The sequence below is a fragment of the Actinomadura hibisca NBRC 15177 genome (assembly GCF_001552635.1).
GTDB lineage: Bacteria > Actinomycetota > Actinomycetes > Streptosporangiales > Streptosporangiaceae > Spirillospora > Spirillospora hibisca.
The window spans coordinates 128,003-152,022 of sequence record NZ_BCRO01000027.1 but is presented as its reverse complement, the minus strand read 5'-3'; the positions used below and the strand labels follow the sequence as shown (position 1 = coordinate 152,022).

Below are 24,020 nucleotides of genomic sequence, written 5' to 3'. Positions count from 1 at the left end.
CACCACCGTACTCGGCCGTTTTCAGTCGAGCCCTGACTGATGCCCCCAGATGCCGGCGACCAGGCGGATGTAGTGGTCGGTGGTCGGCAGGTCGAGTCCTGGTTCGGCGCCGAGCATCGTCAGGCTCATCCGTGCGTGCTCCTGCGCGATCTGGGTGAGCCCGTACGCCCCTTGAGAGGAGTACCAGTTGGAGACACCGCTGCACATCTGCAGCAACGCGAGCCTGGCCACCGAGGGGTTGGTCAGGTGGAAGGCACCGGAAACCCGGCCTTCTTCGAGGACCGAACGCCAGAGGTGCTCGTATTCGTCGCGCTGCGCGACGATCGGGCTTCGGTGTTCAGGCGACAGGGAGCGCAGTTCGGTGTCGACCACGAGCGTTTCCGCCTGCCGTAGCGCGTGGGTCACGACGTGGGTCTGCACCAGGCCGTTCAGTGCGGCCACCGGAGACGGCGCTTCGTCCACGATCTGCCGAGCCGCGCGGACCAGCCGGTCCAGGCTCGTCCGCATGAGCTCGACGAGAAGATCTTCCTTGGTGCCCATGTAGTGGTAGAGCGTCGCGGACGAGAGCCCGGCGGCGTCGGCCAGTTCACGGATGCCGGTCCCGTGGAAGCCCTTGGCCGCGAACAGGGCGACGGCGGCGGCACGGACCCGTTCGTCGGTCGACGAAGCCCGGCTCACCGGCTGCTCCAGCGGTAGCGGGTCCAACCGCCGACAGGTTCGGCGCCGAGGCTGCGGTAGAAGCGTTCGGCGCCGTCGTTGCCGTGCGCGACGTCCCATTCGAGGCGGCCTTCGGTCAGCTCCCGCAGGGTGGCCAGCAGTTCGCGGCCCAGACCGTACCTTCGGTACTCGGGCTTGATGTACAGATCCTCCAGCCAGATGCCGGAGCGGGTCTCCCAGGAGGAGAACGTCGGGTACCACAGCGCGATCCCGGCGACCGTTCCGTGGGCGTCGGGCGGCACGGCGATGTGTCCCCGGACGACCGGAGCGTCGCCGAACAGGGCGTCGTAGGTCTCCCGCAGCCGCAGTCGCATCCTGTCGGCGGCGCCTTCGTGGGCGGCGTGGTCCAGCAGGAGCACGCAGATCTCGTCGAAGTCGGCGGGTTCGGCGGGTCGTACGGGCATTCAGTTCTCCTGGAGCCGTCCGCCGACCATGGTGGCCAGCACCTCGATGCCGGCGATGTCCCCGGTGGCGGTGGGGTCGGCGGACAGCACGGTCAGGTCGGCGAGCTTGCCGGGGGTGATGCTGCCCTTGCGATCCTCCTCGAACGCGGCGTAGGCCGAGCCGAGGGTGTAGGCGTGCAGTGCCTCCAGCGGTGTGACCGCCTCGTGCGGGGCGAACGGTGCGCCGCTTGCGGTCCGGCGGTCGACCATGGCCTGGATGCCCAAGAGCGGGGCGCCGTGCACGACGGGCCGATCGGAGCTGGCCGGGACGGTGAGTCCGGCGTCCAGGAAGGAGCGGTGCCGGTAGCACCAGGGGACGCGGTCTTCGCCGAGCGCGGTGCGCATGCCGTCGCCGACCTGGTCGACGAAGGTGTGCTGGGGCACCGGGATCACGTCCAGCCCGGCGAGCCGGGCGATCTGGTCGGGGCGGGTCACGCCGCAATGTTCGATCCGGTGCCTCGGGTCGGCGCGGGGAAAGCGGGTCTGTGCCTCGGCGAAGGCGTCCAGGACCAGATCGATGGCGCGGTCGCCGATGGCGTGCGCGGCCACCTGCCAGCCCGCCGCGTGCACGGCGACGATGCGTTCGCGCAGTTCCTCGGCGGGTTGCTGGAAGTAGCCGCGATTGCCGGGCTGGTCGGTGAAGTCGTCGTGCAGGGCGGCGGTCCGTCCGATGAGCGAGCCGTCGGCGAAGACCTTCACCGCGCCCAGGCGCAACCGGTCGTCCCCGAACCCTGTCCGCAGTCCCAGGTCGAGTCCCATCGCTCCTGGCACGCCGGAAAGGGGGTGGACCGTGTCGCCGGTGACCATCAGGCGTACGCGCACGTCAAGGGCACCGGAGTCGAGGGCGTCCTGGTAGACGGCGCCCTCGGTCGGCGAATGGCCGATCCAGCCCAACCCGACGCCGGCCTCGGTGCAGGAGGTGACGCCTTCGGCGCGGTAGCACCGGCTCGCGGCGGCGATGGCCTGGACAAGCTGCTCGCGCGGCAACGGAAAGCGCAGGTCGCGGACGAGTCGCTGGGCTGTCTCCTCCACCAGGCCGCTGCCGGGGTCGACCTTCCCGCCCGCCGGTATCTGGTCTCCGATCTCGCGCAGCAGCCGTCCGTTCACCACTGACATGTGGGCGGAGGTGTGCCGGAGCCAGACCCGGTGGTCCGGAGCCACAGCGTCCAGACGCACGCGGCGGGGATGTCCGCCGAGCTTGTTCTGGTCGTAGCCCGAGCCGATGATCCAGGTGCCGGGTGCCTGGCTGCGGGCACGTTCGGCGACCGCGTCGTAGACCTGGTCCAGGGTGTGGACCGGCGGGGTGGACAGGTCCAGTTCGGTCAGCGACAAGCCGAACATGATCATGTGGTTGTGGGCGTCGTCGAAGCCGGGCACGACGGTCGCCCCGCCCAGGTCGACGGTCTCGGCGGCGGAGACGCCGTCCAGGTCGGCGTCCAGGGCCACGATCCGGCCGTGGTGGACGCCGATGCGGCTGGCCGACGGGCGGACGGGGTCGACGGTGACGGCGGTCAGGTTCGTCAGGATGGTGTCGATGCGCATCAGGTGAGGTGCCTTTCCGCCAGGGCGCGGAACCACGGACTCCACGGTTCGGCGCCTGAGTCGCCGACCTTGACGATGGTGCGGCGTCCGGTCGCGTACACCGGTGCCCCGGCCGGGTCGGCGCAGCGGAAGCGGTGTGCGGCGCTGGTGGCGCCGATCCTGTCGAGCCACAACTCGACCCGCATCGGCCCCGGCGCGACGATCGGGGCGTGGAACTCGATCTCGAAGGCGCGCACGGCGTACCGCAGGTCCTCGTGCCGGTCCTCCAACTGCCGCCAGCCCATGCCCTCGGCCTCGTTCCAGGCCGACAGGGCGCGTTCGACGTGGACGGCGAAGCGGCTGTTGTGCAGCATGCCGTTGGGGTCCATCTCGTCGAAGAAGACGGGGCTGTCCCAGGCGAAATGGGCCTTGCCCGCGCTCATCGCGCCGCCCGGTCGTAGGCTCCGGCGGTGTGACGTGGCAGTCGGCCCTTGGCCACGCGCTCCGAGGCCGTCATCGGCAGCTCGTCCCGCAACTCCCAGTAGCGGGGGACCTTGAAGTAGGCCAGCCGCTCGGCGCAGTAGGCGGCCAGCTCGGCGGCCGAAACCGTTCCGTCCGTGGCGGCATACGCCTTGGCCTCCTCACCGCGCAGCTCGTCCGGCACCGGCACCAGCGCCGCGGCACGGACGGCGGGATGTCCCAGCAGGACCTCCTCGACCTCGGCGGCCGAGATGTTCTCGCCGCTGCGCCGGATCATGTCCTTCAGCCGCCCCGTGTGGTAGACGCGCCCCTGCTCGTCCATCCGGCCCAGGTCACCGGTGTGGAACCAGCCGTTGCGGAACGCCCGCGCGGTCGCCTCCGCATGATCGAGGTAGCCGTCCATGAGGCCGATCCCGCGCAGGACGATCTCGCCGACGGTGCCGCGCTCGACCAAGTCGCCGGCCTCGTCGACGATGCGTACGTCACGGTGCGCCAGCGGGCGCCCGATGCAGCCGGTCCCGACGGTTTCGTCGTGGTCGCCCGGACCGACGCGCAGGTCGGCTCCGGTCTCGGTCATGCCGAACGCCTCGTACCAGGGCACACCCCAGCGTTCCTCCAGATCCCGGTGGATCGTCACGGGGATCGCTGAGCACTGGACGGCACGCACCGCGTGGTCGCGGTCGCGGGGGTCGGGCGGCATCCGCAGCAGCAGGGTCGGCATCAGGCCCAGACAGTAGAAGTAGGTCACGCCGTACTGACGGATCTTCGCCCAGAACCCGGCGGGATGGAAACGGTCCAACACCACCAGATGAGCGCCGGAGCGCAGCGCGGCCAGGACGTTCCACTGCGGGTCGACGTAGGAGAACGGCTGGCAGGTGAGCATGACGTCGCTCTCGCCCAAGTGGGGGAAGTCGCTCACCATGCTGTCGGCCAGGGCCGTCCAGTAGCGATGCGGCAGCAGGCAGCCCTTGGGCAGGCCGGTAGTGCCGGAGGTGTACTGGATGTTGAGCAGGTCTTCGGGGTGGCTCCGGTCCAGCAGCACTTCCGCCTCAGGAGCCCGGTCCTCCAGATAGTTCACCCTGACGCCGAGCCTGTCGGCCAGATCGTTGTACGCGCGGGTGGTGACCAGCAGCCCGGCCCCCGAATCGGCCAGCACATGGCCCGCGTCGTGCGAGCGGTAGTTGAGGTTGAGCGGGACCAAGACGGCGCCGAGGCGGGCCAGTGCCAACCACAACAACGGGAAGTCCGGCACGTTGGGCAGCATCACCGCCACCCGGTCTCCCCGATGCACACCCAGTCCCGCCAGCGTTCGGGCCGTCGCGGCGCTGCGGTCGGCGATCTGCCCGAACGTGAGCGAGTCCCCGGTCTGATCGAAGGTCCACGCCATCCGGTCCGGCCAGCGCTCGGCGGCCCGCCGCACCAGCGCGGCCACATCCGTGGTCGTCATCGGTCGCGCCACTCCCGCACGGCCCGGTCCGCCTCGCCGGAATGCTCGGTGAGTTCGGCGTCGGCGACCTCGCGGGCGAAGGCGTCCTCGACGGTGCCGTCCACTCCCCGATCGACGGCGTGCTTGGCCAGGGCGAGAGCATAGGGCGGCTTGGCGGCCAGGTCGGCGGCCAGCTTCAACGCGACGCGCTCGTGCTCGCCGTCCGGGACCACCCGGGCGATCAGGCCCATCGAGGCGGCTCGCTCGGCGTCGAAGTGTTCGCCGAGCAGGATCAGCTCCTTGGCCTTGAGCGGGCCGACGGCGGCGGTCAGCAACCGCGAGATCCCACCCGTCACACTGAGCCCGATCCCGGCCTCGGGGAACCCGAACCGGGCGTTCTCGGCGGCCACCACCAGATCGCAACCCAGCGCGAACTCGCACCCCGCCCCCAAGGCGTACCCGTGCACCGCCGCGATCACGGGGAACGGGGCGCGCCGGATCTCCCGAGTCACCTCCTGGATGCGCTCCAGGCGGCTCCGGCTCTCCGACGCGTTCAGGACCGGGGTCTCGGCCTTCAGGTCATGCCCCGAGCAGAACGACCTTCCGCGTCCGGCCAGCACCGCGACCCGCACACCTTCGGCCCGCGCCCGGACCAACGCCTGGATGAGTCCTTCCACGAGCTCGGGCACCACCGCGTTGAGCCGATGGGGACGATCGAGATGGATCCGTGCGATGCCATCCTCGACGGCGAACTCGACCACGTCCGTCATCGAACCTCCTCGCGGCTCCGAGACCTGAGTTCCGATCGATCGATCGATCGATCGGGACGTTACGGGTGTCCCGCATTCGCCGTCAATGGCCTGGTTCGGGGGAGCAGGAAACGAAGGCACGCACAATCGGGAAACTCTCATCCCAGCCGTCCCCGTCAGCTTCAGGCCCCGCAGGGCAAGGGGTTACACTCCTGACGCGGACGGTTCGCCCTGCGTCCTTTCCAGATGCAGAGCGTCGTAAGAGGGAACCCGGTGGGAATCCGGGACTGCCCCGCAGCGGTATGTGGGAACGACCGCCGTCACCGAGCACTGGGCCCGCCGGGGCCTGGGAAGCGACGGCCAGTAGGACGCGCCCGACCAGGCGCGGTGCCCGCGAGTCCGAAGACCTGCCTCCGCCCGCGCGCCGACCGGTGCGCGGTGGTCCGCGGCCTCGTGGGAGGGCCAGGACGGGTGGCCGGCCCCGCTGCCGTCGTGCCCGCTTTCCTCCTGCCCGGCCGCTGATGGCAAGGCGAGGGAAAGCTGCCATGACGACGACGATTCTGGGCTACCCGCGGATCGGGGCCCGGCGCGAGCTGAAGTTCGCCACCGAGGACTACTGGGCGGGCCGCACCGACGCCGCCGCTCTCGACGAGATCGCGGCGCGGCTGCGCGCGGAGGTCTGGACCGGGCTGCGCGACGCCGGGCTCGGCACGATCCCGTCGAACACCTTCTCCCTGTACGACCAGGTCCTCGACACGACCGTTCTGGTCGACGCGGTGTCCGACCGGTACCGGCACCTGGAGGGCCTCGACCGGTACTTCGCGATGGCCCGCGGCGTGCAGGACCTGCCCGCGCTGGAGATGACCAAGTGGTTCGACACCAACTACCACTACATCGTGCCCGAACTGGGGCCCGACACCCGGTTCGGCCTGGTGGACGGCGCCAAGCCCATCGCGGAGTACCTGGAGGCCAAGGGCCTGGGGATCGAGACCCGGCCGGTGCTGGTCGGGCCGTTCACCTACCTCCTGCTCGCCAAGGCCGCCCCGGACGCGCCCGACGGGTTCCGGCCGCTCGACCTGCTGGACCGGCTCGTCGACGTCTACGCCGAACTGCTGGGACGGCTGGCCGAGGCCGGCACCGGGTGGGTACAGCTCGACGAGCCCGTCGTCACCGGTGATCTCGACGACGAGGAGATCGGCGCGCTCTCGGCCGCCTACCGGCGGCTGGGCGCGCTCTCGCGGCGGCCGGAGATCCTGCTGGCCACCTACTTCGGCACCGTCTCGGCCGAGGCGCTGACGGGGCTGGCCGGCACCGGCATCGAGGCGATCTCGCTGGACCTGGTCACCGGGCCCGGCAACGCCGACGTGGCGGCCGGCGTCCCGGAGCTGGCGGGCAAGACCCTGGTCGCCGGAGTGATCGACGGTCGGAACGTGTGGAAGGCCGACCGGGCGCGGGCCGGGCAGGCGTACGCGACGCTGCTCGGCACGGCCGCGCGGGTGGAGCTGAGCACCTCCTGCTCGCTGCTGCACGTGCCGGTGGACCTGGACTCCGAGACCTCGCTGGACCCGCGGGTGCGCGAGCGCCTGGCGTTCGCGCGCCAGAAGGTCGCCGAGCTCGTAGCCCTCGACGCGGAACTGGCCGCCGGGACCCCGGAGGCGGCGCAGTCTGCCGCCGGCGGCACGGAGGACGCGCTCTGGCGCGGAGACGACAGCCGTCGCACCGACCGCGCCGTCCGGTTCGCCGCGCAGCGGGCCAAGCTCGGCCTGCCGGACCTGGCGACGACCACGATCGGGTCGTTCCCGCAGACGGCGGAGATCCGCAAGGCCCGCGCCGACCACAAGGCGGGCCGGATCGACGACGCCGGCTATGCCGCGGCGATGCGCGCCGAGATCGCCCACGTGATCCGGCTGCAGGAGGAGCTGGCCCTGGACGTCCTGGTGCACGGCGAGCCCGAGCGCAACGACATGGTCCAGTACTTCGCCGAGCAGCTCGACGGGTACGCCGCCACCGAGCACGGCTGGGTGCAGTCCTACGGCACCCGCTGCGTGCGCCCGCCGATCCTGCACGGCGACGTGACGCGGCCCGCGCCCATGACCGTCGAATGGACGACCTACGCCCAGTCCCTCACCGGCAAGCCGGTCAAGGGCATGCTGACGGGCCCGGTCACGATGCTGGCCTGGTCCTTCGTCCGCGACGACCAGCCCCTGCCCCGGACGGCGCACCAGGTCGCGCTCGCGCTCCGCGAGGAGATCGCCGACCTGGAGGCCGCCGGGATCGGGATCATCCAGGTGGACGAGCCCGCGCTGCGCGAGCTGCTGCCGCCGCGCCGCGCCGACCACGACGCCTACCTGGCGTGGGCGGTCGGCGCGTTCCGGCTCGCCACCTCGGGCGTCGCCGACACCACCCAGATCCACACGCACATGTGCTACTCGGAGTTCGGCGAGATCATCGGGGCGATCGGCGCGCTGGACGCCGACGTCACCAGCGTCGAGGCCGCCCGCTCCCACATGGAGCTGGTCACCGACCTGCACGACGCCGGGTACGCCAACGGCATCGGCCCCGGCGTCTACGACATCCACTCCCCGCGCGTCCCCACCGTCGAGGAGATGGAGGCCAACCTGCGCCGCGCCTTGAAGGTCGTGCCCGCCGACCGGCTCTGGGTCAACCCCGACTGCGGCCTGAAGACCCGCGGCTACCCCGAGACGAAGGCGGCCCTGTCCAACCTGGTCACCGCCGCCCAGAACGTCCGCGCCACCCCCTGACCACGGTGGCCGTCCTCGCCCGCCCGGCGGGGACGGCCCAGGGTTGGTCCACCAGGCACAACCGGGCGGATTTCGGCGCAGACCCCGTGAAGGGACGGCAGGGATGAGCAAACCCCGACCACACCCGACGGTCGTCGTCAACGGGGAACCGAGAGTGGCGTTGCCGGAGAAGGACCTCGAACGACTCGAAGGCATCGCCCGGCAGTACGGGGCACAGGCCAACCGCGTGCGCGCCCTCAAACACGACCTGGCCACGGCGCGATCATTGCTGACCGACCTGCGAATGCTCATCAACGCCTCACCCGACTGCGGCCACACCGCTACAACCGAAGCCTGCCTGCGATGCGCCCTGTTCGTTCTCCTCACGCGTGAAGCCGGCACCCTCGAACCCGGCCGCACGACCGTTCCCCCACCCAAGGCGCATGCCGAGGCACGTTCGAAGAACCGCTCTCAACGGTCGAGAAGAGCAAAGCGGAGAGACGGGGCGGCAACGGAGGTCCAAGTGGCCTCAGATATCTCAGAACCCAGCCTCACACTCAGCATCCAGGGAGCGACTGACTGCCTGGGGATCCCCGAATCGACTCTGCGGACCTGGGACCGGAGATACGACCTGGGGGCGAGCCATCGCACCGACGGTGGCCACCGCCGGTACACCTGGACGGACCTCCGGCGACTCGCTCACATGCAGAAGCTGATCAGTCAGGGCTTCCCCACAGGTGAGGCGGCAAGAGCCGTTCTGGGAACGAATCGGCCACAGGCGCCTCGTGCGTAACAGAACGACCTGTCGTCGATGCCGCTCAGGCCACACTGCGCCGTCTCGTCTTTCACATTACGCAAGACCGCTCACATCAGTCGCAGCTTGCGACACACTCGTAGGTGCTGGGTTCAGCATGCGGGGACGACGGCCATAACGCCTGCCCGGTGCCGATCCATCAAGGGTGGAGCATCTTGCAAGGGAACTGATGGACAACAAGGCCATCTCGCACTGATGTGCGCTCATGTTCCGTGAAGCGCAGGGAAGATCCGGCCGACGGGCGGTCGCGGCGGTCTGCGCGCCTGGAATGCCTTTCCAAGGGAGAGTCCGTTGACCGTCACGACGACGACCGATCGGGAGCTGGCCATCCACGAGGCGGCCGTAAGGATCGCCACGGATCCCGGCACAGGGCAACGGGCCGCCGTCCTGCTGGCGGAGATGATCCGGGACGAAACCGCCGACCAGGGCGTGCGCTCGTTCGCCGACTCGACCGCACTCGCCCACCGGGAACGCCTACTGAGCGACGGAACCGCCGCGTTCGTCGCCGAGCACGCCGACACCCTGAACGCTCTGATCGATGAGACCGCTGACGGCCGGTTCGAGTACTTCGGGCTGCGCACCGTCTACGACCGGTACCTGCTGCGCCACCCCAGCACCCGCCGCGTGGTGGAGCGCCCGCAGTACTTCCTGCTGCGCGTCGCGGTCGGCCTGTCCGACACCGTCGAGGACGCCGAACATCTCTACGGACTGATGGCCCGGCTGGAGTACCTGCCGTCCTCGTCGACGCTGCTCAACTCCGGCACCCGACACGCCCAGCTGTCGTCGTGCTTTGTGTTGAACTCGCCGGAGGACGAGCTGGAGTCGATCTACGAGCGGTACGCGCAGGTCGCGCGCTTCAGCAAGTACGCCGGGGGCATCGGCGTCTCGTGGAGCCGCATCCGGTCGCGCGGCTCCAGGGTGGCGGGCATCGACGGCCACTCCCAGGGCATCGTGCCGTGGCTGCGGGTGCTGGACTCGACGATCACCGCGGTCGACCAGGGCGGGCGGCGCAAGGGCGCGGCGTGCGTGTACCTGGAGCCGTGGCACGCCGACGTCGAGGAGTTCCTGGAGCTGCGCGACAACACCGGCGAGGAGGCGCGGCGCGCGCACAACCTGAACCTCGCCAACTGGGTGCCCGACGAGTTCATGCGCCGCGTCGAGGCCGACGCCGACTGGTCGCTGTTCGACCCCAAGGAGGTCCCCGAGCTGGTGGACCTGTGGGGCGACGACTTCGACGCCGCCTACCGCAAGGCCGAGGCCGAGGGACGCTACGTCCGCCAGATCTCGGCGCGCCGCCTGTTCGGCCGGATGATGCGCACTTTGGCGGAGACCGGCAACGGCTGGATGACGTTCAAGGACGCCGCCAACCGCGCCTGCAACCAGACCGCCGAGCCCGGCAACGTCGTCCGGCTCGCGAACCTGTGCACCGAGATCGTCCAGACGACGGGAGAGCGGGGAACGGCGGCGTGCCAGCTCGGTTCGGTCAACCTGGCCCAGCACGTCACCGCCGAGGGCGTCGACTTCGCCCGGCTGCGCCGGACGGTCGCCATGGCCGTCCGTTTCCTGGACCGCACCATCGACCGGGCTCTCCACCCCACCCCGGAGGCCGAGCAGACCAACCGCGACTGGCGGCCGGTCGGGCTGGGCGTGATGGGCCTGGCCGACGTGTTCTTCAAGCTGCGGCTGCCGTTCGACTCGGCCGAGGCCAAGGCGCTGTCCACGCGCATCGCCGAGGAGATCGCGCTCGCGGCGTACGGGGCGTCCGCCGACCTGGCCGCCGAGCACGGTCCGCACCCGGCCTACGGGCGAACCCGCACCGCGCGCGGAGAGTTGCATCCCGACCACTTCGGGCAGGGCACCGGCCCCCACTGGGACGTCCTGCGCGCTCGCATCGCCCGGAGCGGCCTGCGCAACTCCCTGCTCGTCGCCATCGCGCCGACCGCCACGATCGCCTCCATCGCAGGCTGCTATGCGAGCACCGAGCCGCAGGTGTCCAACCTGTTCAAACGCGAGACGTTGTCGGGCGAGTTCCTCCAGATCAACAACTACCTGGTCGCCGACCTCAAGCGCATGGGGTTGTGGAACGCCGCCACGCGCGAGGCGATCAAGCGCGCCGACGGCTCCGTCCAGGACCTGTCCGGCTTCGACGAAGATCTGAAGGCGCTCTACCGCACCGCATGGGAGATCCCGCAGAAGGCGCTGATCGACCTGGCCGCCGCCCGCGCCCCCTTCGTCGACCAGTCCCAGGCCCTCAGCCTCTACATGACCACCCCGACCATCGGCAGGCTTTCCTCGATGTACGCCTACGCCTGGCGGTCCGGACTCAAGACCACCTACTACCTGCGGTCACGCCCCGCCACCCGCATCATGCAGACCACAGTTCCCGAATAGCCCCACTCACCGATTCACGTCACCGAGACCATCGGATGCGCCGGTTACCGTGCTCTTGTGACAGAGACACCGATAGCCGTCAAGTTATAGAGCGGGGCACGCGAGCTCACCGTCTCCTCGCGGCTCAGCGAAACCGTTCGTTCTCCAGTCAGGCGGGTCAGGGATGCCCCCAAGCCGCGCGGTCCGTTTCGGTTGCCTCGTCGCCGCAGGCTCGGGTGAACGGAATTCACCGTCCACCGTTCTGGACCTCCTCGGCGGTTGCAGGGGCGTCCGCCGAGGAGGTCCAGGCTCAGCCGCGTTGGAAGTTCGGCTCGCGCTTGTCCAGGAAGGCCGCCATGCCTTCCTTCTGGTCGGCGGTGGCGAAGGTGGCGTGGAACAGGCGTCGCTCGAAGCGGACGCCTTCGGCGAGGGTGGTCTCGAAGGCCCGGTTGACGGCCTCCTTGACCATCATGGCCGCCGGGCCCGGCATCGCGGCGATGGCCGCGGCGGTGTCCAGCGCGATGGTGCGCAGATCGGCCGCGGGCACGACGCGCGACACCAGTCCGGCGCGCTCGGCCTCGGTGGCGTCCATGGTTCGGCCGGTCAGGCACAGGTCCATCGCCTTGGCCTTGCCGACGGCGCGGGTGAGGCGCTGGGAGCCGCCGATGCCGGGGATGACCCCGAGTTTGATCTCGGGCTGGCCGAAGCGCGCGGTGTCGGCGGCGACAAGCACGTCGCACAGCATCGCCAGCTCGCAGCCGCCGCCCAGCGCGTGTCCGGCGACGGCCGCCAGGGTGGGGGTGCGCAGGTCGCCCAGCCGGTCCCAGGCGCCGAACCAGTCAGCCAGGTACACGTCGGGGTATTGCTGGGGCTGCATCTCCCTGATGTCGGCTCCGGCTGCGAAGGCGCGGTCGGAGCCGGTGATGACGACGCAGCCGGTGCCGGGGTCGAGGTCGAACGCGGTGGCGGCGTCGATCAGCTCCTCCATCAGCTGCAGGTTCAGGGCGTTCAGGGCCTTGGGCCGGTCCAGGGTGATGACCGCCACCCGGCCGTGCCGTTCGGTCTTGATGGTCTGGTAGTCGCTCACGTCGTCTCCTTCGTGGTGCGGGACAGGGAGCCGGGTCCGGCGGGTGGGTGGGGGCGGGACCGTTTCCGGACGTCCTCGACGATGCTGGAGAAGTCCCGCTCGGCGTTCGGTCCTTCGGCGAGGGCGGCGTAGAGGGCGGCCGCGTGCGCGCCCAGCGTTCCGTTCACGCCGGTGTCGGCCAGGGCGTTGGCGGCTATCCGCAGGTCCTTGGCCATGAGCGCGGTGGCGAAACCAGGGCGGTAGTCGTTGTTGGCGGGGCTGCCAGGGACCGGGCCGGGGACCGGGCAGTTGCCGGTGAGCGCCCAGCACCGTCCGGAGGCGGCCGAGGCGACGTCGAACAGCGCCTGGTGGCTCAGCCCGAGGCGCTCGCCGAGCACGAACGCCTCGCTGACTGCGATCATGGAGGCGCCCAGGATCATGTTGTTGCAGATCTTGGCGGTCTGGCCAGCGCCCTCAGGTCCGCAGTGCACGATCCGGTGTCCCATCGCCGCCAGTAGCGGCTCGGCGCGGGCGAAGGCGTCGGGGGAGCCGCCGGCCATGAAGGTGAGCGCTGCGGCGCGGGCTCCGGCGACCCCGCCGGAGACCGGGGCGTCCAGGCTGGTGAAGCCCGCTTCACCAGCGGCCCGGTGCACGGCGCGGGCGTCGGCGACGTCGATGGTGGAGCAGTCGATGAGCAGGGTGCCGGGGGCGGCTGTGACCAGGACGCCGCTATCTCCCCGGTAGCAGTCCAGCACGTGCCGCCCGGCGGGGAGCATGGTGATGACGGCTTCGGCGCGTGCCACGGCCTCGGCGAGCGTGCCGGTGACGCGCACTCCCGCTTCGGTGGCCTCCTGGCACGCCTCCGGGGCGAGGTCGAAGCCGTGGACGGTGTGTCCGGCGCGGACCAGGGCGGTGGCCATCGGGCCGCCCATGTTGCCCAGTCCGACAACGGCGACGGTGGTCATCGTCGGCCTCCCGCTGTTGCCAGGCCCAGTTCGCGGTCGCCGAGCGGGGCGAAGAAGCGCTCCACCGCCTCGTCGGTCACCTCGGCGAGCGTCGGCGGCGTCCAGCGCGGTGCGTGGTCCTTGTCGACGATCTGGGCGCGGATGCCCTCGACCAGGTCCGGCGAGGTGAGGGCTGCCAGCGACACGCGGTATTCCTGGTCCAGGACCGCCTCCAGCGTGCCGAGCCCGCGGGCCCGCCGCAGCGCGCGCAGGGTCACCTTGAGGGCGGTCGGCGACCGTTCCCCGATCAGGGCCGCCGCCTTGGCCGCGGCCTCGTCGCCCGCGCGCAGCCGCTCCAGGATCTCCTCAACCGTGGGGGCGGCGTAGGCGGCGTCGATCCAGGAGCGGTGGGCCGCCAGCTCGCCTTCGGGCACAGATCCGGCGTGGCGGGCGACGGCGTCGCCGACGCCGGTCCCGGCGGCGAGGTCGGCGACGAGGGCGGGCAGCCGGCCGGAGGGGACGAAGTGGTCGGCGAACCCGCACAGCAGTGCGTCCCGGGCCGTCATGCGCGTCCCGGTGAGCGCCAGGTGCGTGCCCAGTTCGCCGGGGGCGGAGGCCAGCAGGTGGGTACCGCCGACGTCGGGGACGAAGCCGATGCCGGTCTCGGGCATCGCGACCGCCGACCGCTCGGTGACGATCCGGACGCCGCCGTGCGCCGAGACGCCCACGCCGCCGCCCATCACGACCCCGTCCATGAGCGCGACGTAGGGCTTGGGGTAGCGCGCGATGAAGGAGTTGAGCAGGTATTCGTCGCGCCAGAACGCGGCGCTGGCGTCGCCGCCGGACTTGGCGTCCTCGTAGATGGCGCGGATGTCGCCGCCGGCGCACAGTCCTCGCTGGCCCGCGCCGTCGATGAGCACCGCCTGCACCGTGTCGTCGGCGGCCCACTCCCGCAGCGAGGCGTGGATCTGCCGGCACATCTGGTGGGTGAGGGCGTTGAGCGCGCGCGGCCGGTTCAGTGTGATGCGGCCCAGCGTCCCCTGGACGCGCAGCAGCACCGGTGCTTCGGTCTCGAAGGCGGCGGGGGCCGTCATCGGACCGTCCCCATCAGCTCGCGTGCGACGATCACGTTCATGATCTCGTTGGTCCCTTCCAGGATGCGGTGCACCCGCAGGTCGCGGACGATCTTCTCGATGCCGTACTCGGTGAGGTAGCCGTAGCCGCCGTGCAACTGGAGCGCACGGTCGGCGACGCTGTGCCCGGTGTCGGTGGCGAACCGCTTGGCCATCGCGCACATCTGCGGGGCTCGCGGGTCGCCCGCGTCCAGCGCCGCGGCGGCCCGCCACACCAGGGAGCGGGCGGCCTCCAGTTCGATGGCCATGTCCGCCAGCCGGAACTGCAGGGCTTGGGCGTCCAGCAACCGGTGGCCGAATGCCGTGCGGTCGGCCAGGTAGGCGGTGGCGGCCTCCAGCGCCGCCTGCGCTCCGCCCAGCGAGCAGGCCGCGATGCCGAGGCGTCCGCCGTTCAGACCGTGCATCGCGACGCGGAACCCGTCGCCCTCGGCGCCGATGCGGCGGTCGGCGGGCAGCCGGACCCCGTCCAGCAGCACCTGCCGTGTGGGCTGGGCGTTCCAGCCCATCTTCGTCTCCTCGGCGCCGAAGGACAGTCCGGGATCGGAGCGCTCCACGATGAACGCCGAGATCCCGCCCGGCCCGTCCGCTCCGGTGCGGGCCATGACCAGGTACAGTCCGGCGGCGCCGGCCCCGGAGATGAACTGTTTGACGCCGGTCACGAGGTAGTCGTCGCCGTCGCGCACAGCGCGGGTCAGCAACGCGGCGGCGTCCGAGCCCGCCGACGGTTCGGTCAGGCAGTAGGAGGCCGGGTCGGCCATCGTGCACAATCCGGGCAGCCAACGGGCGCGCTGGGCGCCGTCGCCGAAGCGGTCGACCATCCAGGCGACCATGTTGTGGATGGACAGATAGGCGGCGACGGACGGGCAGCCGGTGGCCAGCGCCTCGAACACCAGCACGCCGTCCAGCCGTGACAGTCCGGAGCCGCCTGCCTCCTCGGCCACGTAGACGCCGCCCAAGCCCATCGCGGCGGCCTCACGCAACGTGTCCAGGGGGAAGTGCTTGGCCTGGTCCCAGGCGACGGCGTGCGGGGCGAGCCGTTCGCGGGCGAAGTCGCGTGCCGCCTGGGCCAGGGCCTGTTGTTCGTCGGTGAGGGCCGGTGCGCCGACGGCCGTGCCGGCGGTCACCGGTGCACCGGCATCGTGAACGACGCGCCCTCCCCCACCCCGCGAGCGGCTGGGGCCGGCCAGCGCGAGGTGACGGTCTTGGTCCGGGTGCAGAACCGGATCGAGTCGGTGCCGTACTGGCCCAGGTCGCCGAACGCCGAGCGCTTCCAGCCGCCGAAGGTGTGGTGGGCGGCGGGCACGGGGATGGGCACGTTGACCCCGACCATGCCGGTGACGACGCGGCGGGCGAAGTCGCGGGCGGTCGCCCCGTCCCGCGTGAAGATCGACACACCGTTGCCGTACTCGTGCTCGCCGGGCAGCCGCAGCGCCGTGGCGTAGTCGGGGGCCCGCACCACCGACAGCACGGGCCCGAAGATCTCTTCACGGTAGATCCGCATGTCGGGGGTGACCCGGTCGAACAGGCACGCCCCCAGGAAGAAGCCGTCCGGACGGCCGGGCACCGTCAGGTCCCGTCCGTCCACGACCAGGTCCGCACCCTCGGCGACGCCCAGGTCGAGGTAGTCGCGGACCCGGCTGACCGCGTCGGCCGACACCAGCGGACCGAAGTCGACGTCGGGGTCGTCTCCGGCGCCCACGGTCAGCTTCCCGATGCGTTCGGCGAGCTTGGCCACCAGGGCGTCGGCGGTGTCGTCGCCGACCGGCACGGCGACCGACACGGCCATGCAGCGTTCTCCGGCCGAGCCGTAGCCCGCGCCGACCAGGGCGTCGGCGGCCTGGTCGAGGTCGGCGTCGGGCATGACGACCAGGTGGTTCTTGGCCCCGCCGAAGCACTGGGCCCGCTTGCCGCCCGCGGTGGCGCGCGCGTACACCCGCTCGGCGACGTCGGTGGAGCCGACGAAGCCGACCGCCTGGACGCGCGGGTCGTCCAGGATCGTCTCGACGGTCTCCCGGTCGCCGTGCACGACGTTGAACACACCTGGCGGCAGTCCCGCCGCCAGGAGCAGCTCGGCCAGCCGAACGGGCACCGACGGATCGCGCTCGGACGGTTTGAGCACGAAGGCGTTGCCGCAGGCGATCGCGGGGGCGGCCTGCCACAGCGGGATCATGGCGGGGAAGTTGAAGGGCGTGATCCCGGCGATCACACCGAGCGGGGCGCGCATCGAGTGCACGTCGACCCCGGACGCGACGCTGTCGGAGAACTCTCCCTTGAGCAGGTGCGGGATGCCGATGGCGAACTCCACGACCTCCAGGCCGCGTTGCAGGTCCCCGTGAGCGTCGGCGACGGTCTTGCCGTGCTCGGCCGACAGCAGCCGCGCCAATGGTTCGCGTTCTGCCTCCATGAGCTGGAGGAAGCGGGACAGGACACGGGCGCGGCTCTGCGGGCTTCGCTCGGCCCACTTCTGCTGGGCGCGGACGGCGTCGGAGATCGCGGCCTCGGTCTCGGCGCGGCCTGCCAACGGCACCCGCGCCTGGACAGCGCCGGTGGAGGGGTCGTGGACATCCCCGAACCGCCCGGACATTCCTGGGACGTTCCGGCCGCCGATGAAATGGGTGACTTCTCGAACTCTCATGACCTCTGTCTCCGAAATAAAAGCCCTATCAGGGCATGACGGAATGCGGCGGCACAAGAAATGCACAGCCGTTTCCAGCATTGATCAGGTCAGCGGATCACGCGTTTCGGAACGCGCCCGGACAGACCTGGGTCAGCCACTTCCGGGTGGGTGAGGGCATGCGGCGGCCTCGCTCATGGTTCGGCATCTCCATCCTCGTGGACTGCACGGACATCCTTGCGGCCGGTATCCTGACTCCCGGATCACCGCACGTCCGGCGGCCTTCCCGGCTTTCACCAGTGGCCTTTCATCGCCGGACGCACTTTCCGGTCACAGTGGCGGGACCGTGCCGGACTCACACCGGCTTCCCTGCACCGCAAGCGTTGTTCACGACTCTATACTTTGACGTCCAAGTAAGTCCACAGCCGATACTCGGCAAATACCTCGGACCGGTGGCCACGTGATCGTGACCACCGGTCCGGAGCGTTTCGCGGAATTGCCGTAACGAGACGACCGATCCGCCGGGACGCCCGTCCCCCCGGTGCCCGCCGGACGCCCGGCGTCAGGAGCCCAGCGAGGCCAGGCGGGCGGTGGGGCCGGGGACGTGCCGCTCATCGGGCCCCGCATAGGCGCTGAGCGGGCGGATCAGGGAGTTGGCGGTGAGCTGCTCGGTGATGTGGGCGGTCCAGCCCGTGATGCGCGCCATGACGAAGATCGGGGTGAAGGTGGGAATGTCGAAGCCCATCAGGTGGTAGGCGGGGCCGGTCGGGTAGTCCAGGTTGGGATGGATGCCCTTGCGCTCGATCATGGCGTCGCGCAGCGCGTCGTACAGGGCCATGAGCCGGTCGGCGTCGTGGTGGGCGGCCAGGTCGCGCAGCGCGGTCTCCATGGTGGGGACGCGGGAGTCGCCGCGCTTGTAGACGCGGTGCCCGAAGCCCATGATCTTCCGCTTGGACGCAAGGGCTTCGTCGAGCCATCCGGCGGCGCGGGCCGGGTCCTCGATCTCGGTGAGCATGTGCATCACGGCCTCGTTGGCGCCACCGTGCAGGGGGCCCTTCAGCGCGCCGATCGCGGCGGTGACCGCGCTGTACAGGTCCGACAGCGTCGAGGTGACCACGCGTGCGGTGAAGGTGGAGGCGTTGAAGCTGTGCTCGGCGTACAGGATCAGCGAGACCTCGAAGGCCCGCACGACCTCGGGGGCGGGTACCGCGCCGAAGGTCATGTGGAAGAAGTTGGCGGCGTAGCCGAGGCCCGGGTCGGGGGCGATGGGCGGCAGCCCGCGGCGGCGGCGCTGGTCCAGGGCCACCACGGCGGGCAGCTTGGCCAGCAGATCCAGCGAGGCGCGGGCGTTGGCGTCCGGGTCGTCCTCGGCGGGGTCCTCCGAGCCCAGGTGGCTGACGGCGGTGCGCAGCACGTCCATCGGATGGCAGCTCTGCGGGATCTTCGCCAGCACGTCCTGGGTGGAGCGCGACAGGTCGCGGCGGGCGCGCTCGGCGGCCTGGAACTCGCGCAGGCGCCCGGCGTCGGGCAGCTCGCCGTGCCACAGCAGGTGGGCGACCTCCTCGAAGGAGCAGGACGCGGCCAGTTCCTGAACGGGGTACCCGCGGTAGGTGAGCGAGTTGCTGTCGGGGTTCACCATGGAGATCGCGGTGGTGTCGGCGACGACGCCCGCCAGTCCCTTGCTGATCGTCTGCGTGGTCACGGCTGCTCCCGGTACTGGTGGCTGAAGACGGTGGTGTCGAACTTGGCGTAGTCGGCGTAGCCGAGCAGGTCGTACAGCTCGGCGCGGGTCTGCATGTCGCTGACGAGGGCGGCCTGGGTGCCGTCGGCGGTGATCGTCTCCAGGGCGCGGGTGACGGCGCCCATCGCCAGCCGCAGCAGCGTCACCGGGTAGATGACGGCGTTGACGCCGATGTCGCGCAGGGTGCCGGCGGTGAGCAGCGTGGACTTGCCGAACTCGGTCATGTTGGCCAGCAGCGGCACGTCCACCGCTTCGCGTAGGGCCGCGAACTCGGCGGCGTTGGCCAGCGCCTCGGGAAAGATCATGTCGGCTCCGGCGTCGACCAGGGCCTTGGCCCGGTCGATGGCCGCGCCCAGTCCGTCGGTGCCGCGCACGTCGGTACGGGCGCAGACGACGAAGCCGGGGTCACGGCGGGCGTCGGCCGCGGCGCGGACGCGGCGCACCGCCTCGGGCAGGCCGACGACGGACTTGCCGTCCAGGTGGCCGCAGCGCTTGGGGTTGACCTGGTCTTCGATGTGGCAGCCCGCGATCCCCGCGTCCTCCAGGATCTGGACGGTGCGGGCGGTGTTGAGGGGTTCACCGAAGCCGGTGTCGGCGTCCACCAGGGTCGGCAGGTCGGTGGCGCGAGCGATGGCCTGGGCGCGGCCGGCGACCTCGGTGAGCGTGGTCAGCCCGATGTCGGGCAGTCCCAGGTCGGCCGCGACGACCGCGCCGGAGACGTAGACACCTTCGAAGCCCGCGCGGGCGATCGCCATCGCGGTCAGCGGGCTGAACGCGCCGGGCATCCGCACCAGATCCCCCGAAGCCAGGCCAGCGCGCAGGGCTCGTCGCTTGTCGGCGGCGGGGACCGCGGAGTGCAGCATCAGAAGATCCCTTCGGTGGCCGGCGTCCCGTCCGAGCCCGTGTCCACGTTCAGCCCGGCCACTTCGGCGGGCTTGAGGTCGGGCAGGCGTTCGGCCAGCTCGCGGAAGCGCCGCTGCTCGGCTTCCGGCACCGTGCCCTCGGCGAGGGCGGCGAACTTGGCCAGGTACTGGTCGCGGCCGAACGGGCGGGCCCCGGCCGGGTGGGCGTCGGCGACGGCCTTGTCCGCCTCGACGGTCGTGCCGTCGGCCAGTTCCACCACCACGCGCCCGCCGAACTCCGGCTCGGCCGCGTGGTAGGCGGCCGTCCAGCGCGGGTCCTCGACCGTGCTGACCTTGCGCCACAGGGCGACGGTCCCAGGGCGGACGGCACGTTCGGGCCGGTAGGAGTCCACGTGGTGCCAGCGGCCGTCCTCCAGGGCGACGGCGAAGATGTAGGGCAGCGAGTGGTCGAGGGTCTCGCGGCTGGCCGCCGGGTCGTACTTCTGCGGGTCGTTCGCGCCCGAACCGATCACGTGGTGGGTGTGGTGGCTGGTGTGGATCGTGACCCGCTCGACCCGCGACAGATCGCCGATCCGCTCACGCAGGTCGCGGGCCAGGTCGATGAGGGCCTGGGCCTGGTACTCGGCCGAGTGCTCCTTGGTGTAGGTGCGCAGGATGCCCCGGCACTGCTCACCCGGCTCGGGGAGCGGCACGCGGTACTCGGCGTCGGGACCGCCCAGCAGCCAGGCGATCACGCCGTCCTCGCCCTCGTAGATCGGCGACGGCGCGCCCTGCCCGCGCATCGCCCGGTCCACCGCCTCGATCGCCGCCTTCCCGGCGAACGCGGGCGCGTACGCCTTCCAGGAGGAGATCTCACCCTTGCGGGACTGCCGGGTCGCGGTGGTGGTGTGCAGGGCCTGCCCGATCGCCTGGTAGATCACCTCGACCGGCGACCCCAGCAGCGCCCCGATCCCGGCCGCCGCCGACGGCCCCAGGTGCGCGATGTGGTCGATCTTGTGCTCGTGCAGGCAGACGCCGGTCACCAGCGCGACCTGGATCTCGTAGGCGACCGCGATCGCACGAGTCACCGCCGCGCCGTCCAGCCCCAAGTGCTGGGCCACCGCCAGGATCGGCGGGATGTTGTCGCCGGGGTGGGAGTAGTCGGCGGCCAGGAAGGTGTCGTGAAAGTCCAGTTCACGCACTGCCACGCCGTTCGCCCAGGCCGCCCACTCCGGCGACACCCGGTCGCCCGTGCCGAAGACGGCCGCGCCGCGCTCGGGCGCCCGGTGCCGCAGCGCCTGGTCGCGGGCGGCGACCACCGGGGGACGGTCCAGCGACGCCACGGCCACCGCCGCGTTGTCCAGGACGCGGTTGACGACCATGGCCGTCACCTCGTCCTCGGGGACCGGGGCCCGTGCGGCGATCTCGGCCAGTTTCCAGGCCAACTGCTTCTCGCGCGACAGGCGGGCGCTGCTGGGGTGGACCTTCACGACATGCTCGATCATCACGTTCCTTTGTTCTCAGCGGTGATCCCAGCTTCACCGCAACGCAGAACAGCAGGCCAGCCCCTGAATCTGCGAAGTTCTGCCAACTTCCGGGGGCGGTCTGCGAATCTTGCGAAGCTGGTTTTGGCAGGTCACGGATACGCTGGTCGGCATGAGCAAGATCTTCGTCGGGCCCCGCCTGCGCGCGTTGCGCGCCGACCGCGGCATCAGCCAGGTGAGCCTGGCGGAGATGCTGGAGATCTCTCCCAGCTACCTCAACCAGATCGAGCACAACCAGCGTCCGCTGACCGTTCCGGTGCTGCTGCGGCTCACCGAGTTGTTCGGGCTCGATCCGGAGTTCTTCTCACCCGAGGACGGCACCCGGCTCGTCGCCGACCTGCGCGAGGCGCTCCCCCGCGCCTCGGCCACCGAGATCGCCGACCTGGCGGCCATGTCACCGAAGATCGCCCATGCGGTCGTCGACCTCCACCGCCGCCAGCAGCGGTCCGCCGAGCACGCGGCGGTGTTGGCCGGAGCCCACCAGAGCGCTCCCGCGCCCTACGAAATGGTGCGCGACTTCTTCTACGACCGCCACAACTACATCGACGCCCTCGACCGTGCGGCCGAAGACCTCAACGGGGGCCACGACCCCGCCGCCACCGCCGAGGAACGCCTGGCCCTACACGGCGTGCGGGTGACGACCTCCAGCGGGGCCCGGCGACACTACGATCCGCAGACCAAGATCCTGTCAGTCTCACCCGAGCTCAGCGACGCCCAGCGGACCTTCCAGCTCGCCACCCAGATCGCGCTGCTCGAACACGCCGACCTGCTCGCCGAACTCATCGACACCGCGACGTTCACCGACGAGCACGCCCGCGCCCTCACCCGGATCGGGCTGGCCAACTACTTCGCGGGCGCGTTCCTGCTGCCCTACCGTCCCTTCAGGGAGGCCGCCGAACGGGCCCGCTACGACCTTGAAGCGCTGGGCACCCGCTTCGACGTCAGCTTCGAAACGGTCTGCCATCGGCTCAGCACCCTGCAACGCCCCAGGGCCCGGGGCGTCCCGTTCTCCTTCGTCCGGGTCGACCGGGCCGGCAACATCTCCAAACGCCAGTCCGCCACCGGCTTCCACTTCACCCGTGCGGGCGGCTCATGCCCGCTGTGGGCGGTCTACGAGGCGTTCTCCACCCTCGGCGACCTGCACACCCAGGTCGCCGAGATGCCCGACGGCCGCCGCTACTTCTGGGTCGCACGGACCATCCGCCACCGGCCCCGCCGCCATGGGAAACCTGGCCGGGTGTTCTCGATCGGCCTGGGCTGCGAACTGCGCCACGCCCACCGCCTCGTCTATACCGACGGCCTCGACCTCACCCGTCCCGCGACGACCCCGATCGGCCTGGGCTGCAAGGTCTGCGAACGTACCGACTGCGCCCAGCGGGCCTTCCCGCCCACCGGCGGAAACCTGCACGTCGACCCGCACCTCAGCACCCTGACTCCCTACTCCCCCACCTGACCGTCGAGCCGGAGTCGCGCGCACCACGGCTGTGGTGCGCGCGAGTGCGCGTCGAGCACGCCCACTTCGAGGTCGTCGTGCGCTTACTGCCCGGTCACCCAGCAACCATCGTGAACGACACCATCCCGAGAAAGGCATCAACGCACGCGCTGACGGTGCGGCCAGCGTCCCGTGGGTCGCTGTCAACGCTCTGGTGGCCCGGCCAGGGTGAAGATCGACAGCGGGAGCGGCGGGTAGAGCTCGCGGGGCAGGGACGCGCCTTCGCGCCAGCCCAGGTGGCGGTAGAGATCGGCGGCCGGGGTCCGGGGCGAGGTGATGAGCCAGGCGGCGGGCCAGCCGGTGACCGCGTCCGTCAGCAGGCGGCGGCCATGGCCGTGGCCTCGGGCGTCGGGGCGGACGAACAGTTCGGCGACCTCGAACGCGCCCCGGGTGAGGGCGGCGGCACCGCCGGTCCCGAGCACGCGGACGATCGCGTCGTAGATCTGGTTGGCGGGCAGGTCGGCGGGACTGGGCCAGCCGTAGCAGAGGCCCGCCAGGCCGCCGCCGGGGTCGAAGGCGACGTGCGCGGTGAAGCCGGGCCGGTCCAGCGAGGCGTCCAGCGAGGCGGGGTAGTCGGCGAGTTGGGCGGGGGTCTCGTTCCAGGGCGGCCGGCTGTAGCAGGCGTTGTAGAGGTCGATGATCTGAGGGGCGAGCGGGCGGGCGGCCCGGCCGTCCAGGAGCGCGTGCCCGGGCCGCGGCGTCATCGGCCGGCGTCAGGGGCTAGGCGAGGGCGGCCCGGGCGAGCGGAGCCGAGGGATCGGCGGACAGGTCGAAGCCCACGGGCGCGGCGCCGGAGGCGGCCAGCAGGTCGCCGACGGCGGCGATCATGGCGCCGTTGTCGGTGCATAGGCGGGGCGGCGGGACGCGCAGGGTGATGCCCGCGGCGGCGCAACGTTCGGCGGCCACCTCGCGGAGCCTGCGGTTGGCGGCCACGCCGCCGACGATGACCAGGGTCGTCACCGAGTGCTCCCGGCACGCCGCGACCGCCTTACGGGTGAGGACGTCAACGACGGCCTCCTGGAAGGAAGCGGCGATGTCGGGGACCGCCGCGACGCCTTCCCGGCCGACGTGGCGGGCCACCGCGCTCTTGAGCCCGGAGAAGGAGAAGTCGGAACTGCCCGGCATCGCGCGCGGGAAGGCGATCGCGGTGGGGTCGCCGTCTCGGGCGGCCCGGTCGATCGCCGGGCCGCCCGGGTAGGGCAGGCCGAGAATCCGGGCGACCTTGTCGAACGCCTCCCCGGCCGCGTCGTCGCGGGTGTCGCCCAGATGGACGATCGGGTCGCGCGCCAGGTCGCCCAGCAGCCGCCCGTCGGCGACGATCCCGACCCCGGTCTCGTCGCACGAGGTCTCGATCCCCAGTACCACCGCCACCCGCACACCTCA

19 protein-coding genes, 1 pseudogene and 2 riboswitches are annotated in these 24,020 nt (G+C 71.2%); of the genes and pseudogenes, 4 read left to right on the top strand and 16 right to left on the bottom strand.

The genetic code is table 11. The features are described from left to right. Positions 1 to 21: 21 nt before the first annotated feature. From AH6_RS14180 to AH6_RS14155, 6 genes are read right to left on the bottom strand one after another with little or no spacing between them, the layout of a single operon-like run. Complete coding sequence (locus AH6_RS14180) at positions 22 to 678, bottom strand: TetR/AcrR family transcriptional regulator (RefSeq protein ID WP_067479435.1); 657 nt, start codon at positions 676 to 678, stop codon at positions 22 to 24. Continuing rightward, positions 675 to 1,121: a GNAT family N-acetyltransferase gene (locus AH6_RS14175; protein ID WP_067479433.1), complete on the bottom strand. Its 447-nt coding sequence runs from the start codon at positions 1,119 to 1,121 to the stop codon at positions 675 to 677. Before AH6_RS14175 ends, AH6_RS14180 begins: the two co-directional genes overlap by 4 nt. Further along, positions 1,122 to 2,702: an amidohydrolase gene (locus tag AH6_RS14170; RefSeq protein WP_067479431.1), complete on the bottom strand. Its 1,581-nt coding sequence runs from the start codon at positions 2,700 to 2,702 to the stop codon at positions 1,122 to 1,124. After that, a complete protein-coding gene (locus AH6_RS14165; protein WP_067479429.1) occupies positions 2,702 to 3,124 on the bottom strand; it encodes an acyl-CoA thioesterase in 423 nt (140 codons plus the stop codon). Before AH6_RS14165 ends, AH6_RS14170 begins: the two co-directional genes overlap by 1 nt. Further along, complete coding sequence (locus tag AH6_RS14160) at positions 3,121 to 4,608, bottom strand: AMP-binding protein (protein ID WP_067479427.1); 1,488 nt, start codon at positions 4,606 to 4,608, stop codon at positions 3,121 to 3,123. Before AH6_RS14160 ends, AH6_RS14165 begins: the two co-directional genes overlap by 4 nt. Then, entirely contained in the window at positions 4,605 to 5,357 is a 753-nt protein-coding gene (locus AH6_RS14155) for an enoyl-CoA hydratase/isomerase family protein (protein ID WP_067479425.1), read from the bottom strand. The genes AH6_RS14160 and AH6_RS14155 overlap by 4 nt, the downstream gene beginning before the upstream one ends. A gap of 183 nt (positions 5,358 to 5,540) precedes the next feature. Then, positions 5,541 to 5,765: riboswitch (cobalamin riboswitch) on the top strand. A gap of 116 nt (positions 5,766 to 5,881) precedes the next feature. Here AH6_RS14155 and metE point away from each other — a divergent pair. The 3 genes from metE (at position 5,882) to AH6_RS14145 (ending at position 11,282) form a co-directional block, all read left to right on the top strand. Beyond that, positions 5,882 to 8,098 carry a 5-methyltetrahydropteroyltriglutamate--homocysteine S-methyltransferase gene (gene metE, locus AH6_RS14150; protein ID WP_067479423.1) on the top strand — a complete coding sequence of 739 codons (2,217 nt, stop codon included), beginning with the start codon at positions 5,882 to 5,884 and terminating at the stop codon, positions 8,096 to 8,098. Between the two features lie 103 nt (positions 8,099 to 8,201). Further along, complete coding sequence (locus AH6_RS47075) at positions 8,202 to 8,870, top strand: MerR family transcriptional regulator (protein ID WP_083982789.1); 669 nt, start codon at positions 8,202 to 8,204, stop codon at positions 8,868 to 8,870. Between the two features lie 312 nt (positions 8,871 to 9,182). Further along, positions 9,183 to 11,282, top strand: coding sequence for a ribonucleoside-diphosphate reductase subunit alpha (locus AH6_RS14145; protein WP_245679304.1), 2,100 nt, complete (start codon positions 9,183 to 9,185; stop codon positions 11,280 to 11,282). Positions 11,283 to 11,571: 289 nt separating this feature from the next. Here the strand turns inward: AH6_RS14145 and AH6_RS14140 are convergent, their stop codons facing one another. The 8 genes from AH6_RS14140 to AH6_RS14105 all read right to left on the bottom strand — a co-directional run bounded on the left by AH6_RS14140 (position 11,572) and on the right by AH6_RS14105 (position 21,106). Beyond that, the gene (locus tag AH6_RS14140; RefSeq protein ID WP_067479421.1) at positions 11,572 to 12,348 is read right to left on the bottom strand and encodes an enoyl-CoA hydratase; all 777 of its coding nucleotides are present in this window, start codon (positions 12,346 to 12,348) and stop codon (positions 11,572 to 11,574) included. Further along, entirely contained in the window at positions 12,345 to 13,292 is a 948-nt protein-coding gene (mmsB, locus tag AH6_RS14135) for a 3-hydroxyisobutyrate dehydrogenase (protein ID WP_067479419.1), read from the bottom strand. Before mmsB ends, AH6_RS14140 begins: the two co-directional genes overlap by 4 nt. After that, positions 13,289 to 14,365, bottom strand: coding sequence for an enoyl-CoA hydratase/isomerase family protein (locus AH6_RS14130; protein ID WP_067479417.1), 1,077 nt, complete (start codon positions 14,363 to 14,365; stop codon positions 13,289 to 13,291). Before AH6_RS14130 ends, mmsB begins: the two co-directional genes overlap by 4 nt. Next, the gene (locus AH6_RS14125) at positions 14,362 to 15,528 is read right to left on the bottom strand and encodes an acyl-CoA dehydrogenase family protein (RefSeq protein ID WP_067479415.1); all 1,167 of its coding nucleotides are present in this window, start codon (positions 15,526 to 15,528) and stop codon (positions 14,362 to 14,364) included. Before AH6_RS14125 ends, AH6_RS14130 begins: the two co-directional genes overlap by 4 nt. Further along, on the bottom strand, positions 15,525 to 17,039 hold the full coding sequence (locus tag AH6_RS14120) for a CoA-acylating methylmalonate-semialdehyde dehydrogenase (protein ID WP_067479409.1): 1,515 nt from the start codon (positions 17,037 to 17,039) through the stop codon (positions 15,525 to 15,527). The genes AH6_RS14125 and AH6_RS14120 overlap by 4 nt, the downstream gene beginning before the upstream one ends. A 203-nt stretch (positions 17,040 to 17,242) precedes the next feature. Further along, positions 17,243 to 17,412: riboswitch (cobalamin riboswitch) on the bottom strand. A 168-nt stretch (positions 17,413 to 17,580) separates the two neighbouring features. Next, the gene (locus AH6_RS14115; protein WP_067479407.1) at positions 17,581 to 18,720 is read right to left on the bottom strand and encodes a bifunctional 2-methylcitrate synthase/citrate synthase; all 1,140 of its coding nucleotides are present in this window, start codon (positions 18,718 to 18,720) and stop codon (positions 17,581 to 17,583) included. After that, positions 18,717 to 19,622 (bottom strand): methylisocitrate lyase, encoded by a 906-nt coding sequence (gene prpB, locus AH6_RS14110; RefSeq protein ID WP_067479405.1) that lies wholly within the window; start codon positions 19,620 to 19,622, stop codon positions 18,717 to 18,719. The genes AH6_RS14115 and prpB overlap by 4 nt, the downstream gene beginning before the upstream one ends. Next, on the bottom strand, positions 19,622 to 21,106 hold the full coding sequence (locus AH6_RS14105) for an MmgE/PrpD family protein (protein WP_067479403.1): 1,485 nt from the start codon (positions 21,104 to 21,106) through the stop codon (positions 19,622 to 19,624). Before AH6_RS14105 ends, prpB begins: the two co-directional genes overlap by 1 nt. Before the next feature lie 151 nt (positions 21,107 to 21,257). On the opposite strand from AH6_RS14105, the gene AH6_RS14100 reads away from it, so the two are divergent. Beyond that, positions 21,258 to 22,598 carry a short-chain fatty acyl-CoA regulator family protein gene (locus AH6_RS14100; RefSeq protein WP_067479401.1) on the top strand — a complete coding sequence of 447 codons (1,341 nt, stop codon included), beginning with the start codon at positions 21,258 to 21,260 and terminating at the stop codon, positions 22,596 to 22,598. A 182-nt stretch (positions 22,599 to 22,780) separates the two neighbouring features. On the opposite strand, the gene AH6_RS14095 is transcribed toward AH6_RS14100, so the two are convergent. Both AH6_RS14095 and AH6_RS14090 read right to left on the bottom strand, forming a co-directional pair. Beyond that, the gene (locus tag AH6_RS14095; protein WP_067479399.1) at positions 22,781 to 23,341 is read right to left on the bottom strand and encodes a GNAT family N-acetyltransferase; all 561 of its coding nucleotides are present in this window, start codon (positions 23,339 to 23,341) and stop codon (positions 22,781 to 22,783) included. 16 nt (positions 23,342 to 23,357) lie between these two features. Beyond that, a pseudogene (locus AH6_RS14090) lies at positions 23,358 to 23,939 on the bottom strand (tRNA (adenosine(37)-N6)-threonylcarbamoyltransferase complex transferase subunit TsaD); the annotation flags it as partial. Positions 23,940 to 24,020 lie beyond the last annotated feature (81 nt).

Coding starts and splice junctions, on each gene's coding strand:
- AH6_RS14175 (WP_067479433.1), bottom strand. CDS start 1,121: ATGCCCGTACGACCCGCCGAACCCGCCGACTTCGACGAGATCTGCGTG.
- AH6_RS14170 (WP_067479431.1), bottom strand. CDS start 2,702: ATGCGCATCGACACCATCCTGACGAACCTGACCGCCGTCACCGTCGAC.
- AH6_RS14165 (WP_067479429.1), bottom strand. CDS start 3,124: ATGAGCGCGGGCAAGGCCCATTTCGCCTGGGACAGCCCCGTCTTCTTC.
- AH6_RS14160 (WP_067479427.1), bottom strand. CDS start 4,608: ATGACGACCACGGATGTGGCCGCGCTGGTGCGGCGGGCCGCCGAGCGC.
- AH6_RS14155 (WP_067479425.1), bottom strand. CDS start 5,357: ATGACGGACGTGGTCGAGTTCGCCGTCGAGGATGGCATCGCACGGATC.
- metE (WP_067479423.1), top strand. CDS start 5,882: ATGACGACGACGATTCTGGGCTACCCGCGGATCGGGGCCCGGCGCGAG.
- AH6_RS47075 (WP_083982789.1), top strand. CDS start 8,202: ATGAGCAAACCCCGACCACACCCGACGGTCGTCGTCAACGGGGAACCG.
- mmsB (WP_067479419.1), bottom strand. CDS start 13,292: ATGACCACCGTCGCCGTTGTCGGACTGGGCAACATGGGCGGCCCGATG.
- AH6_RS14130 (WP_067479417.1), bottom strand. CDS start 14,365: ATGACGGCCCCCGCCGCCTTCGAGACCGAAGCACCGGTGCTGCTGCGC.
- AH6_RS14120 (WP_067479409.1), bottom strand. CDS start 17,039: ATGAGAGTTCGAGAAGTCACCCATTTCATCGGCGGCCGGAACGTCCCA.
- prpB (WP_067479405.1), bottom strand. CDS start 19,622: ATGCTGCACTCCGCGGTCCCCGCCGCCGACAAGCGACGAGCCCTGCGC.
- AH6_RS14105 (WP_067479403.1), bottom strand. CDS start 21,106: ATGATCGAGCATGTCGTGAAGGTCCACCCCAGCAGCGCCCGCCTGTCG.
- AH6_RS14100 (WP_067479401.1), top strand. CDS start 21,258: ATGAGCAAGATCTTCGTCGGGCCCCGCCTGCGCGCGTTGCGCGCCGAC.
- AH6_RS14095 (WP_067479399.1), bottom strand. CDS start 23,341: ATGACGCCGCGGCCCGGGCACGCGCTCCTGGACGGCCGGGCCGCCCGC.